Genomic DNA, 14,217 nt, shown 5'->3' with positions numbered 1-14,217 from the left:
TCGCAACAGAGGGGGTTCAATATGCGTATCGAGAGACTGGCGGGCCTTTGCGGCTCGACGGCGGTGGCCGCGGTCCTGGCCATGGGCGGCGGCGCCCAGGCCCAGACCAGCGCCGCGGCCGACAACAGCACGGTGTCCGAAATCGTCGTCACCGGATCGCGCATTCCGCGCAGCAACACCCAGACCGCCGCGCCGGTGACGGTGCTGACCCAGGAGAACCTGGAAGAGCGCGGCGCGGTGAACGTCGGCGAGCTGCTAAACCAGGTGACGTCGAACACGCCGGTGCTGCCGATCTCGACGTCGCAAGGCTTTCCGGCCGGCGACGGCAAGCAGTCGCCCAACCTCTTCAACCTGGGGGCTGGACGCACCCTGACCCTGGTCAACGGGCGGCGTATGGTGGCGACCTCGTCGGGCCTGGGCGACCGGGTCGTCGACGCCGGCGTCATCCCGACCGGCCTGATCCAGCGCGTGGACATCGTCCAGGGCGGCGGCGCGTCGGTCTACGGCTCGGACGCCATCGCCGGGGTCGTCAACTACATCCTCAAGGACCACTTCCAGGGCCTGGAGCTGGACGCCCAGTACGGCGAGAGCACGCGAGGCGACTATCCCAAGCGTTCGCTGCGTGCGACCTGGGGCAAGAATTTCGCCGAAGGGCGCGGCAACATCGCCATGGACCTGTCCTGGTCCAAGACCGACGCCCTGCTGGAAAGCGACCGCCCGGCCACGTCGAACGGCCTGCGCAACGTTACCAACCCGGCCAACACCTCCACGACCGACGGCATCGCGCCAACGATGTACGTCTTCGACGGCCACCTTTGGCAATACAACCGCTACGGCGTGATCTGGGCGACGCCGAACGGAACCTCGGCCGGCCTGCTACGCTCAGGCGGCACGGCGCTGCAGTTCTCGCCGGACGGCCAATCGGTGATCCCCTATGACACCGGCGTCATCCAGGGGACCAGCAGCACCGCCGTCGGCGGCCAGGGCCTGGACACCCGCGACCTGTCGACCCTGGCCGCGGGCCAGGAGCGCTACAACTTCACGACCATCGGCCACTTCGACATCACGCCGCATATCAAGGCGTCGGGCGAGCTTTTGTATTCGCACCAGCAGTCGAACGACCCCTACGGCACCCAGTCGATCTTCCGCACGATCGGCAATACGGGCGCCTACGGTCCGATTACCTTCAACAACACCAACCCCTTCCTGAGCGCCAGCGACATCGCCACGCTCAGCGCGGCCAGCCCGACCTTCGCCGCGGGCGGCAACCTGTCGATGACCCGGTTCATGGACATCCTGCCCTCGCGCAACCGCGAGACCGAGACCGACGTCTACCGCGTGGCCGGCGCGCTGGACGGCGACTTCAACCTCTGGAACCGCGACTTCACCTGGAGCGCCTCGGCCAGCCGGGCCGTCAGCGACTACCAGTACCGCCTCTGGGCGCCGTATCTGAGTCACCTGCAAAACGCCCTGAGCGCGGTCAAGAACAGCGCCGGCGAAATCGTTTGCTCGATCAACGCCGACGCCATCACCACCAATGACGACGCCGCCTGCGCCCCGCTCAATCCCTTCGGTCAGGGCAACGAGTCGGCCGCGGCGCGGGCCTATGTCTCCACGCTGACCGGCATCAAGTATCACAACGTCCAGGACGACTTCCTGGTCGTGCTGGGCGGCGACCTGATCAAGCTGCCGGCCGGTCCGGCCAAGTTCAGCGCCGCCTACGAACACCGCAAGGAGAGCACCCAATACCGTCCCTCGGAGGCCGACCGGACCGGCATCGCCACCACCGGCTCGCCGCTGGTCAACCGCGACGCCAGCTTCTCGGCCAACGAGTACTCCGGCGAGCTGCTGATCCCAGTCCTGGGCGGCGACTTCACCCTGCCCGGGGTCAAGGCGTTGGAGCTCAATGGCTCCTACCGCTATGTCGACCACTCGATCGCCGGAACCCAGAAGGTCTGGGGCTATGGCGGCCGCTGGGACACCGGTCTTGGCCTGGCGTTCCGCGCCTCCAAGAGCCGTAACTTCCGCGCCCCGTCGCTGGACCAGCTGTTCGCGCCTCGCACGACCTCGACCGGCAACCCGCTGGGTACGGACCCCTGCGACGCCGACCGCATCAACTCTGGCGCCAATCCGGCCCAGCGCCTGGCCAATTGCCAGAAGGAGTTCGCGGCCCATCCCGAATACGGCCCGCTGGCGACCTTCCAGGACCCCGCCGAGAGCAGCGGCCTTGTCACCATCACCAGCGGCGGCAACCCTGACCTGAAGAACGAGATCTCCAACACCACCACCTGGGGGGTGATCTTCCAGCCCAAGTTCATTCCGGGCCTGACGATCACCGCCGACCGCGTGGAAGTGGCCCTGACCGACGGCCTGGTGTCGTTCACCGCCGCCACCTTCGCGGCGAACTGCTACGACCTGGGCAACGCCGACGCCTGCGCCACCTTCACCCGCAACGCCCAGGGCTACATCACCCAGGCCCAGTCGATGACCTTCAACGCCGGCCTGATCACCTGGAACGGCGACATCTGGAACATCAACTACCGCTTCCCGCTGGGCGGCCTGTGGGGCAAGGATCTGGGCCAGATGGAGCTGGGGGCCGAGGTCACCCACACCACCCGCTACGACACCTCGACCAACGGCACGACGCACTCGCGCACGGACGACACCACCTCGGTGCCCGACATCCGCGCCCGCTTCGACGTCCGCTGGAGCAAGGGCCCGCTGCGCCTGTTCTACTCGGCCTATTATCTGCCCGAGGAGCCGATCAGCATCACCGACACCATCGAGACCACCCCGGTCCCGATGATCTCGTCGAACACGGTCCACAACGTGTCGGCGCAGTACAACTGGAGGAACTACACGTTCCGCGCCGGGGTGAACAATTTCACCGACGAGAGCCCGTCGTTCCCGACGCGCACCTATGGCGACGTGCTGGGCCGCCAGTTCTATCTGGGCCTGCGCGCCCGCTATTGAGGCGCGCGATCGCTTGAGACCAGACGCCGGGCTGCTCGCGCAGCCCGGCGTTTTGCCGCCAGATCAAAAGCGCTGGCGCAGAGCCAGGAACCAGCGGCGGCCGATGATGTCGCCATAGGTGCGCAGCGGCGCGCTAGGCGCCTTATCCGTCAGGTTGGTGACGCCGGCGCGCAAGGTCAGCTGGCCAAGATCGTAGGAGGCCGAGACCGAGTGCTGGCTGTTGGACGCCAGAACCGGGATCGAGGTGGTCTCGATGGTGTCGTTGTAGCCGCTCCTGGCTTGCGGCAGGTGATAGACAGACCAGGTCAGACCCAAGGGGCCGCGCGTGTAGCGGGCGTCCATCCGCACGCGCCAGGACGGCGCGGCGGCCGTGCCTTCGGCGTGGACGGGGTCGGTCCCCGTCACCGAGGTGACGTAGCGGGTGGTGTGGGTCGCTTCGCCCGAAAGCTCCAGAGTTCCAAGGTCTCGGTTCCAGGGCGCCCCCAGCGCAAAACGGTAGCCGAGGTTGTAGACCTCGCCCCGGTACTGGACGAGACCGGCGTTGAAGGTGCTCTGGCGAGCGGTGACGACCGTCCCCGAAGCGTCGCGGGTGAAGGTCTCGCAGGCCAAGGCGAGCGGCGAGGCGCTGTCGTAGCAGGCCGACAGATAATTGGCCGGGCTGAAGCTGGATAGGCCGTTGCGCAGTTCGATGGCGATCTGGTCGACCGAGATCGTCAGGCCCGGCGCATAGCTCGGCTGATAGACCAGGCCCAGGGTCAGGGTGTGGGAGGTCTCGTTCTTCAGGTCGCGATTGCCGCCCGTGGTGACGGCGGTGACGGCGGTGTTCTCGGCCGGGTCCTGGAAGCTGGCCAACGGGCCGTATTCGGGATGGACCGCAAACTCCTTCTGGCAGTTGGCCAGGCGCGCGGCCGGATTGGGTCCGCCGTTGATGCGGTCGGCGTCGCAGGGATCCACGGCGATATAGGTAAAACCCATGGTCGCCGGGGCGAACTGCTGGTCCAGGGTCGGGGCGCGGAAGTTGCGGCTGCGCGAGGCGCGCAGGCTAAGGCCGAACGTCGTCTTCAGCCGCAGCCCCGCGCCCCAGACCGCCTCCCGGCCCGCCTGGCTGTTGTCGACGAGGCGATAGGAGCCGCTCAGCTCCAATCGCTCCACGCCTGGCGGCGCGAACGCCCCGCCCAGGAGCGGCGCCAGCAGTTCGCTGGAATACTCGTTGGTGTGATAGCCGGCGCGCTGAGGAATGCTCTTGGTCCCCGAAAACAGCAGACCCGCCGCATCGGCGGCGAACGGCGCGTAGCGGGCGACCTCGCGGCGGTGCTCGTAGGCCAGGCTGAACTGGGCCTGGCCGCCCGGTAAGCCGAACAGATCGCCGCCCAGCGAGCCGAGCAGGTCATCATGGACGGTGGCGTAATCGGCGCCCGACCGCGCCGAGACATAGGCCCGCGCGGCCGCCGAGGCCTGGCCGTCTCCGAAGGGGTTCAGCGGCGCGCAAGCCGGGTCGTCGTTGGTGGTGATCGCGTCGGCGTTGATCGCGCAGACGATCTGGCCGGCGCCGTTCCTGACCGCGTTCAGGGCGTTGTTCAGGTGCAGGGTGTAGGGCGCCCAGACAGCCTGGGAGGCCTCCGTGCGGCTGCGACCAAAAGCGGCGCTCCAGTAGAACTGACGATCGGCGGCGCTGAAATCGCCATCCAGCGAGACCAACGCCCGGCCGCTTCGCGTGCGGCTGCTGCGCTCGCGGTCCGGCAGGACATCCAAGAACTTGGAGAGATAAAGCGGCCCCCCGGCCGCGAAGCTCGAACTGGCCGCCGACAGGGCCGCGATCTGCGAGGCGGTCAAGAACGGATTGTCCCGCGTAAAAGCGATCGGCCCCTGCCCGGCCGAGGCCGCCCCCCCGACGATCCGCACGATGCTCTGGGTGCCGTAGGGCTCGACGGCTCTGGTCTCGCCGTAGATCAGCTCGCCCGACAGCCGCACCGAAGGGGTCAGGTCATAGTGTCCGATCAGTGCGCCGGTGTAGCGCCGCACCCGCGCGGCAAGGGACGACAGGACCCGCGTGTCCAACCCCTGACCGCCGATCGCCACGCTGCTGGACGGCTGAATCTGGCCTGGATCATAGGCTGTGATCGTCTGGCCGTCGGCGCTGAACTGCGCGGCTGCGCCATTGACCGCCAGGAGGTTGGCCGGGCTCGCGCCATTGCCGGCGAAGATCACGCCGTTGCGGTTGTAGGACCACAGGCGGGTATTGGCGACATAGACCGTCGGCGGCTGGCCGTCGCTGCTCGACGTGTTGAGGGGGTTGGTCACGGCGCGCTGGGCGCTGGCGGTGAACGGCCGGTCGGCTTCGGTCAGCATGCCCGTGCGCGACCATTCCAGGTTTATCGCGACATTGCCGCGTCCGCCCGCCCAGCCACGCCCGCCGGTATAGCGTAGCGACGATTGCGGATAGTCGCCGCGCGAGGACAGGCCGTACTGGGCCGTGAACTCCTGGCCCTCGAAATCGCGCTTGAGCACATAGTTGACGACGCCGGCGATGGCTTCGGAACCGTAGATCGCCGCCCCGCCGCCCTGCACCACCTCCACGCGCTGGACCAGGCCCGCGGGGATCAGGTTGGCGTCGACCGAGCGGTCGCCAAAGCCCGAGCCTGAGGTCACCATCCGGCGGCCGTTGACCAGGGTCAGGGTGCGCCCTCCCCCCAGGTTGAAGAGATTGGGCGATTGGCGCCCCGCCGTCAGCACCGGCAGGCCTTGGGTGGCCGCGATCGGCAGGGCTGGGGTGTTGGAAGTGTTCTGGTTGAGCAGATCGCCGAACTGCGAGAAGCCGCGGTCGTTGAGGTCTTCGGGCGAGATCATCACGACCGGGGCCACCGTATCGGGATCGGTCCGACGGATGCGCGATCCTGTGACGACCAGCTCCGAAACGGCGGCGCCGTCGTCGATCGCCGGGGCGACCGCCATCGGGGCCTGCGGCGCGGCCGGCGCTGGAGAAACCACCAGGACGCCGGAGTCGGTTCGACTGACCATCAGGCCGTTGCCGGCGATCAGGCGACGCAAGGCGTCCTCGACCCCGAACGTTCCCCGCAATGGCCGGCTCAGCTTTCCCCGCACGGCCGGCTCGGAGAAGATGATCGGCCGGTTGGCGCGTTGGCCGAAGGCGCGCAAGGCGCTGCCCAGGGTCTGCGCGGGCAGATCGAAGCGGACCGATGGCTCGCGCGCGGCGACAGGGCCGGGCGCGGCCGTGGCGGTGAGCAGGGCCGCGACGGCGGCGGCCTTACAGAGAGCTGACGAGCGCACGGCTCTATTCTCGGCGCCCCCGCGCACGAGCCTAGCCAAGGCGAGCGCCTAGCCCGGCCTTGCCTGGGCGGCGCCCGCGAAGAGCGCTATTCCGTCAGCCGAACTGCGCGCTTGGACGCCGAAACCCAGGGCCAGTCCCTGCACGAGGGACTCCGTGTCGCCCGCCCGGAACACGCCGGAGATCCTCAAGCGTCCCGTCGTCGCATTCCCCACCGACAGGGGCTTGACGGCGTAGCGGTTCATGCGCTGCACGACGAGGTCCAGCGGCTCGTCGTTGAAGACCAGGAGGCCGCCTTCCCAGGACAGCGAGCGCTCTGGATCGGCGGGTTCCAGCATCGCGGCCTGGGTCGACAGCTGGGCCGGCGAGCGTTCAGGCATCACCAATTCGCGGCCCGGGACCAGCAGGCGTTCGGCCGGCGCGCCGCCGACCTCGACCGGCGTCTCGCGCGCGGCGTCGGGCTGGGCGTTCTGGACGTCGCGCTTGAGCACCGCGACACGGCCCTCGTACAGCACCACGCGGACCTGGGCGTTGATCAGCTCGACGCTGAACTGGGTGCCGGTGGCCACCACCATCTTGTCGGCGGCGGTGACCGAGAACGGCCGCAGCGCATCCTTGGCGACCTCGAACTTGGCCCGGCCGCGCGCCAGCCACAAGCGGCGCTTGTCGCCGGTGTAGCGCACCTGCACCACGGTGTCGGCGTCCAGCGAGATCTTGGAGCCGTCCTTCAGGGCCACGACCCGGCGCTCGCCCACGCCGGTTTCATAGCTGCGCGGCGTCTGCCAGGCCCACAGGCCAGCCCCGCCCGCCATCAGGACCAGCGAGGCGGCGATCAACGCCCCGATGGTCCGGCGATTATAGATCGGATGGCCACCGCCCCGCCGCATACTGCGACGGGCGGACGCCAGGGCCTGTTCGCGCAAGGCCGTCATCGGCTCGGCGCTGGCGTAGCGGTCGACCGACCGCCAGGCGCCCATGATCTCTTCCAACAGCTGGCCATGGCGGGGATCGGCGTCCAGCCACGCGTCGAACGCCGCCTGCTGCTCGGGCGTGAGTTCGCTGTCGGCCAGGCGCATGGCCCAGACGGTGGCGGCCTCGACCGCAGGATCGGTCACGGGAGACGAGAAGGCGCTCACTGCTGGCCTCCTAGTCTTTCGCGTAGCCAGGCGCTAGCGCGGATGACGTGCTGCTCGACCGTACGCACCGAAATCCCGAGCATGTCGGCGATCTCGCGCTGCTTCATGTTCTCCAGTCGGTAAAGGATGAAGATGGTGCGCGTGCGCTCGGGCATCTCGCGCAAGGCGTTGACGACCGTGGCCAGGGACTGTCGTCCCTGCAGGACACGGTCGGGATCCAGCTCCTCGATCCGCGTCGCCTCTTCGGCGCCCAGCCCCTGCTGATAGACCGCTCTCACCTTCATCCGTCGGCCCCGGTCGCGGAGCAGATTCGCCGCGATCTGGAAAACGTAGGCATCCGGGCGAGATGCGTCGATGGCCGAGCCTCGCTCGGCCACCCGCATCAGCACGTCCTGGGTCATGTCCTCAGCCTCGGAGTGGTTGTGGATCCGACGCAGGAAGAACGCCATCAACGCCGGCCGAAAGCGTTGGCTCATGGCGTTGGCGACGTCCTCGGCATGGGGCTGCAATGAAAGGGACTCCGGCGGGAAGACAAGGCTCTCGCCAGTTAGTACGCACGTCTCCGCCGCTTCCACATGCCGCGTCGTCGCAGACCTACCGAATTTGGATCAACCCCATCCCGTCCAGGATCCTGATCTGCGTCCCGAACGAAGCCGAGTCCGTTTGTAGCTGCTCCAGGATCCGCGTGGCGGTCTGGCCCTGCGCCAGCCGCGGCAGGCCGCGCAACGCCCGCTCGCCGCCGCCGGTCAGATCGATCGGATAGAGCCGGATCTGCTTTTCGCGGCCGCGCGCGTCGTAATCCACCACCGCGATCACGCCTTCCAGCCAACGCGGCGGCGTGCCGCCGTCCGAGGCGGCGGCGCCTGGCTTGGGCTTTGGCGGGCCGCCGTCGATGTCGGGCCACATCCGAAAGGCGGTCTCCTGCGCGGCTTTGATCTGGGCCTTCAGCATGAACAGGCCCATGCCGTAGAGCACCGGCTTGCCCTTGTAGATCTCGATGCCGCGTAGCGCGTGCGGCCCGCCGCCGAGGATCACGTCGGCCCCGGCGTCGACGCACTGATGGAACAGGGTCAGCAGGAAGTCCGGCGGCGCGGGCGTATCGTCGTCCAGGCCGGTCGGGCTCTCGTGAGCATGGATGGTGAACACCACCAGATCGGCGGCGGCCTTGGCCTCACGCACCGCTCGCAACAGGGCGGCCTGGTCGTAGAGCTCCATCTCGTAGGCGATGCGCGGACCCGAGCCGGGGACCAGGCGATAGATCTGGTCGCCGAAGCTGACGTCGCGAGCGTCGGGCTTGGGAGCCGGCGCCAGCGGTGAGGCGCGCTCGCTCGCCAGGGCCCGGACGGCGGCCATCTGCTCGGCGTTGACCAGGTTGACCTTGCGCAGCCGCAGGACGCTGATCCCCGGCCGGGCCGGCACGCCCTCGGCAAAGGCGTCGTTGGCCCCGGCGTTGACCTTGAAGGTCGAGGCGGCGGAGACCAGGGCCACCTTGCCCTTGGGCGTGGCCATGATCCCGGCCTTGCGGGCGTCGGCCAGGGTCATGCCGCTGCCGGCGTGGACGATGCCGACGCCATCCAGCAGCCGCCCGGCCTCGATCAGGCCCTCCCATCCCCAGTCGGTGGAATGGTTGTTGGCCATCGAGACCATATCGACGCCCATGGCCTTCATGTCGCCGGCCAGAGACGCCTCGCCGTACATCTGGCCGGGACCGTAGGGCTGGCCCTTGAAGCTCGGCAGGTCGAGGATCACGCCCTCGCGGTTGCCGATCGCCACGTCGCCGCCGCGCACGATGGCCAGCGCCTTCTGGTACTGCGGGTCGGGATTGTCGGCGGTGGGGCGCGAGTTCAGCAGGTCGCCGATGGCCACCAGGCTGAACGGCCCCTTGATCGACGACGGGCGCGCCGGCGCTTTCAGATAGTCCTGGGGCTCGTTCGACAACTTGGCCTGGGCCAGAACAGGGCCGCAGGCGGCGGTCGAGCCGAGCAGGGCCAGCGCGAAACGGCGGGAGAACTTGGTCATCGTCCCCTCCCCTTACCGACAGGCGCTCTCGGGAACGTCGGTGCGCTCCCACTGATAGGCGTCGCGCAACTCGCCGCGCGGCAGGTAGGTGACGTCGAAGGTCTCCTGGCCGCGCGTCACATGCAGGGTCACCATCATGTTCGGGTCGCGCAGGATGCCGTCGGTGCTCATCTGGAAGCTGATCTTGTCGCCCTCCTTCAGGCCGGCCTTGGCGGCGTTGCTGTCGGGACGCAGGTTCTCGACCACGCCGCGGCGGGCGAGCTCCTCAGGACCAAAGCCGAAGTCGAAGCGCGCGATCTTCACCGACACGCGACGGAAGCACGGACCGTAGTCGTCGGACTCCGGGATCAAGGTCGCCTCGCCGCTCATCACCGCCTTGTGCAGCGCCGGCCCTTCGTCGCCGAGCTCGTTTTGCAGCAGGTCGATCCAGGTCTGCTCGGTGATCGTCTTGCCCTCGCGGTCCAGCTGGACCATCGCGCGGATAAGGTCGTCGACCGAGCGCTTGCCGCCCGAGGCGCGCCGGATCTTGCCGTTCAACACCGCAAAGTAGATGGCGCCCCGATCGTAGGGCAGCACGTTGTAGCGCAGGTCCGACCAGAATTTCGGCAGCACCTCGCTGTCGGGCGCGTGCATCACGTCGTTGGTGTAGTAGCGCGAGGCCGTCAGATTGATGTCGGCCAGGCGTTTTTCAATCGGAAAGAGACCCGCCCGCCAGGGCAGCTGGGTCTGGTAGTAGGAGGCGTTGCCCTCGCTATACCACTTGCCGATGTCGGCGGCGGTCCAGGTGTGGGTCATCTCGTGACCCAGCAGGTACTGGACGCCCTGAGGCGTGGTGTCGGCATTGTAGCCGATCGCGAAGGCCATCGGCGCGGCGACGCCGTTGCCACTGGGATTGTCACGCATGAAGACGTGGTAGGGTAGCTCCTTGGGGTCGGCGAAGAACTTGCTCATGTAGACGTGCAGCTTGGACGCCCACCCCATGGTCGCCTTGACGTCGAAAGCCGGAGATCCCGTCCAGACGGCGCTGAACGCGCCCTGCGGCGGATCGGGATCGCGCTTGATCTGGCCGGCCATCATCATCGCGAAGGTCAGCCGGGTCAGCGGCATCGCGGCGATGTCGACCTTGCCCTCCCCCAGCGCGGTGACGGCGGTCGAGCCGGCGGGCATGGCCGACAGGTCCCAGTCCAGCACGAAATGGTAGCGCGCCGGCGTCTGCGGCGGCAGGACGAACAGCATGTTGGCGATGCCGAACACGCCAGGCCCGTCGACATGGGGAATGGTGGTCAGCGCCCCGCCGACGGCGTTGTCGATCGGCCGGCGGTAGCGAAAGACCAGCTTGCCCTCGACGTCGCGGGTCGAGGCCCAGGCCCGCGGCCCGCCCTTGGGGCCATCGACCAGCGGCACCGCGCCGTGATCATCGCTCGCCGTCAGGTCTTCGACCCGGAACGGGCCCTTGACGCCCGGTGCGCCGCTCAGGTGGGTCAGCAGGGTCTGGCCCGCCGGAACCTTCACCCCCTCGACCGTGGTGACGACGTCCAGCATCACCGTCCCCTTGGCGGGGTCCAGTTGGGAGGGCTTGACCTGCAGCTTGAACAACGGTTCGGCTCGAGCTGAAGAGGACAAGGCTGGCGTGGCGACGGCGAAACCGACGGCGAGCCCGGCCAGGGTGGCGGCCGCGCGACGGCGGACCTTGGGTTGGAGTTTCATGATCCCCCTCACTTGCAGGCGCTTTCGGGAACGGCGGTGCGCTCCCACTGATAGGCGTCGCGCAACTCGCCGCGCGGCAGGAAGCTGACCTCGAAGGTCTGGTCGCCGCGCGTGACCCGCACGTGCTCGAGCGCCTTGGGGTCGCGCTGGGCGGCGGTGGAGCCGGGCAGGTATTGCAGCTTGTCGCCGTCCTTCAGCCCGGCCTTGGCGGCGTTGGAGTCGGCACGCAGGTCGGCGACGACGGCGGGCGGATTGACGCCCGGCGGACCGAAGCCGACGTCGAAACGCGGGATCTTCACCGCCACGCGGCGAAAGCACGGGCCGTAGGCGTCGGAGTCCGGAACCAGGGTCTGGCCCGACATCATCGCCTTGTGGATCGCGGGTCCCTCCTCGCCGAGCTCCTTTTGCAGGAGGCCGATCCAGGTCTGCTCGGTGAGCGTCTGGCCATCGCGAGCCAGCAGCACCATCCGCCGGATCAGATCGTCGACTGAGCGCTTGCCGCGCGAGGCGCGAAGGACCTTGCCGTTCAGCACCGCGAAATAGATCGCGCCCCGGTCGTAGGGCAGCACGTTGTAACGGACGTCCGACCAGAACTTGGGCAGGATCTCGCTGTCGGGCCGGCCGATCATGTCGTTGGTGTAGTAGCGCGCGGCGGTCTGGTTGAGGTCTTCCAGCCGCTGCTGCGCCGACATCATGCCAAAGCGCCAGGGCAGCAGGGTCTGGTAGTAGACCGCGTTCCCCTCGGTGTACCACTTGTCCAGGTCGTTGGCGGTCCAGGTGTGGGTCATCTCGTGACCCAGCAGGTGCTCGACGTTTTCGGGCGTGGTCTCGGTGTTGTAGCCCAGCGTGAAGGCCATCGGCACGGCGGTGCCGGTCGTGCGCGCATGAGCCCGTACGAAGACGTGGTAGGGCAGCTTACGATCGTCCTGGAAGAACTGGCTCATATGGCCGTGCAGCTTGCCGGCCCACCGCATGGCCCCGCGCAGGTCGAAGCTGGGCTGGCCGGTCCAGACCGCCGTGAAGGCCCCCGTGGCCGGGTTCGGCTCGCGCTGGATCTTGCCGACCATCAGCATGGTGAAGGACAGGCGCTCGGCCGACACGGACGGGATGTCCAGATGCTCGCCGTCCCCAAGGCTGGTCAGGACCTCGGAGCCGGCGGGAAAGGCCGACAGGTCCCAGTCGAGCTTCACATGATAGGCGCTCGCGGCGCTGGGCAGCGCGAACAGCATGTTGGCGATGCCCGACACGCCAGGTCCGTCCACGGTCGGAATTGTCGAGATCGAGCCGCCGGCGGCCGCGTCGATCGGCCGGCGGTAGGACGCCTTGAGCGTGCCGACGACATCGCGGTCGGCGACATAGGTCCGGCCGCCGTCCTTGGAGACCAGGGCCAGCGCCCCCCGGTCATCCGAGGCGGCCAGGTCCAGAACCTGGAACGGCAGGCGCACGGCCGGGCCGCTTTTGGTGTGGACCAGCACGGGCGCGCCGGCCGGGATCGCCGCGCCGGCCAGGGTCAGCGACACGTCCAACACCGCCTTGCCGTGCGGAACGTCCAGGTCGGTCGGCTTGACCCGCAGCGTCAGCAACGGCTCGGCGACGGCCGGCCCGCAAGCCAGCACGCCCGCGGCGAGCCCGGCCAGGAGGAGAGGTTTCATCCTTTGCCTCTACGGGATGCGGATGACGCCGACCGAGCCCTGGATCTCGATCTTCGTGCCAAACGGGGCGGAGAATGTCTGCAGGTTGGCCAGGATGCGCTGGGCGTTGGCCGGGTCGGCGAAATAGGGCATGCCCCGGCGCATCGGCTCATAGGTGTTGCCCAGGTCCAGCGGATAGATCTTCACCGCCGTCGCCTTGCCCTTGGCGTCATAGTCGACCGTGGCGACCATGCCATCGTACCAGCTGGCCGGGTTGCCGCCGGCCCGCACCGAGCGCTCAGGGGGCGGCGGGGGCGGCGCATGGCCGGTGGCGTCGGGGAACACCTTCAGGGCGCTCTCCTGCAGTCCCTTGATTTCGCCGCGGATGAAGAAGGCGCCCAGGCCGTAGAAGATCGGCCGGCCCTTGTAGATCTCGATGCCGCGCATCGAGTGCTGGCCGTGCCCCAGGAAGACGTCGGCCCCGGCGTCGATCGTGTCGTGGGCCAGGCGGATCAGGAAATCCGGCGGATTGGGGTCGTCGTCGTCGAAACCGGTGGGGCTCTCGTGGGCGTGGATGGTGAAGGCCAGGAGATCGGACTGGTCCTTGCCGTCGCGCACGGCCTTCAGCAGGCCCGCGTGGTCGTAGAGGTCCATCTCGTAGGTCAGGCCCGGCTTGTCGGCCAGGCGGTAGATCTCCTCGCCCAGGGTGATCTCATTCGCCCCCGGCTCGGGCGCGGGCTTGTTGGGCGAGGCTAGCTGGACAGCCAGGAGGCGGACCTTGTCCAGCTGGTCGGCGGTGACCAAGTTGATCTTGCGCAGGCGCAGGGTGCTGATCCCGGGCCGCGAGGGCACATCGCCGAGGCGGTCGTTGGCCCCGGCGTTGGCCCGGAAGCTCGACGCGGTTCCAACCAGGGCCACCTTGCCCTTGGGCGTGTCGAAGACGGCCGCGTGGCGCGCCTGGGCCAGGGTTGCGCCGCCGCCGGCGTGGACCACGCCGGCCTCGTCCAGCAGGCGCTGGCTCTCCAGCAGCCCTTCCCAGCCCCAGTCGGTGGAATGGTTGTTGGCCATGGTCAGCATGTCGATGCCCAAGGCCTTGGCGTCCTTGCCCAGCGACGCTTCGCCCCACAGCATGCCGCTGCCATAGCCCTGACCCTTGAAGGTCGACAGATCGAAGAACATCCCCTCGCGATTGGCGATGGCGACGTCGCCGCTGCGCGCCAGGGCGAAGACCTTCTGCATCTGCGGATCAGGCCGCTCAGCGACCGGGTGCGAATAGAGCTGCTCGCCCAGGGCCACCAGGGTGAACGGCCCCTTGATGCTGGCCGGCTTGGGCGACGTGCGCAGGAAGTCCTGCGGCGCGTTCGAGGGCCGAGCCGGGAGCTGTGGGGCGTCCTGCGCCAGGGCCGCCCTCGACAGGAGCGAGGTGGCCAGCAGGGCGGCGAGAAGACAGGTCTTGGTCATGGCG

The 14,217-nt window shown here is 68.5% G+C and carries 8 protein-coding genes; 1 reads left to right on the top strand and 7 read right to left on the bottom strand.

The genetic code is table 11. From position 1 onward, the window contains the following. Positions 1 to 21 precede the first annotated feature (21 nt). The gene (locus ABDW31_RS13880; protein ID WP_343699022.1) at positions 22 to 2,973 is read left to right on the top strand and encodes a TonB-dependent receptor plug domain-containing protein; all 2,952 of its coding nucleotides are present in this window, start codon (positions 22 to 24) and stop codon (positions 2,971 to 2,973) included. 63 nt (positions 2,974 to 3,036) lie between these two features. Here the strand turns inward: ABDW31_RS13880 and ABDW31_RS13875 are convergent, their stop codons facing one another. The 7 genes from ABDW31_RS13875 to ABDW31_RS13845 all read right to left on the bottom strand — a co-directional run bounded on the left by ABDW31_RS13875 (position 3,037) and on the right by ABDW31_RS13845 (position 14,213). Further along, on the bottom strand, positions 3,037 to 6,261 hold the full coding sequence (locus ABDW31_RS13875) for a TonB-dependent receptor (protein ID WP_343699021.1): 3,225 nt from the start codon (positions 6,259 to 6,261) through the stop codon (positions 3,037 to 3,039). Between the two features lie 48 nt (positions 6,262 to 6,309). After that, positions 6,310 to 7,395 (bottom strand): FecR domain-containing protein, encoded by a 1,086-nt coding sequence (locus tag ABDW31_RS13870; protein ID WP_343699020.1) that lies wholly within the window; start codon positions 7,393 to 7,395, stop codon positions 6,310 to 6,312. Then, the gene (locus ABDW31_RS13865) at positions 7,392 to 7,904 is read right to left on the bottom strand and encodes a sigma-70 family RNA polymerase sigma factor (protein WP_343699019.1); all 513 of its coding nucleotides are present in this window, start codon (positions 7,902 to 7,904) and stop codon (positions 7,392 to 7,394) included. Before ABDW31_RS13865 ends, ABDW31_RS13870 begins: the two co-directional genes overlap by 4 nt. A gap of 85 nt (positions 7,905 to 7,989) precedes the next feature. After that, positions 7,990 to 9,414 carry a CapA family protein gene (locus ABDW31_RS13860; protein WP_343699018.1) on the bottom strand — a complete coding sequence of 475 codons (1,425 nt, stop codon included), beginning with the start codon at positions 9,412 to 9,414 and terminating at the stop codon, positions 7,990 to 7,992. A 12-nt stretch (positions 9,415 to 9,426) separates the two neighbouring features. Continuing rightward, positions 9,427 to 11,121 (bottom strand): hypothetical protein, encoded by a 1,695-nt coding sequence (locus ABDW31_RS13855; RefSeq protein WP_343699017.1) that lies wholly within the window; start codon positions 11,119 to 11,121, stop codon positions 9,427 to 9,429. 8 nt (positions 11,122 to 11,129) lie between these two features. Beyond that, positions 11,130 to 12,773, bottom strand: a complete 1,644-nt coding sequence (locus ABDW31_RS13850; RefSeq protein WP_343699016.1) for a hypothetical protein — start codon at positions 12,771 to 12,773, stop codon at positions 11,130 to 11,132. Positions 12,774 to 12,782: 9 nt separating this feature from the next. Further along, positions 12,783 to 14,213, bottom strand: a complete 1,431-nt coding sequence (locus ABDW31_RS13845) for a CapA family protein (protein WP_343699015.1) — start codon at positions 14,211 to 14,213, stop codon at positions 12,783 to 12,785. Positions 14,214 to 14,217: the final 4 nt, after the last annotated feature.

The organism is Caulobacter sp. (genome assembly GCF_039596335.1).
Classification (GTDB): Bacteria; Pseudomonadota; Alphaproteobacteria; order Caulobacterales; family Caulobacteraceae; genus Caulobacter.
This window is presented reverse-complemented; position numbering and strand designations above follow the sequence as displayed.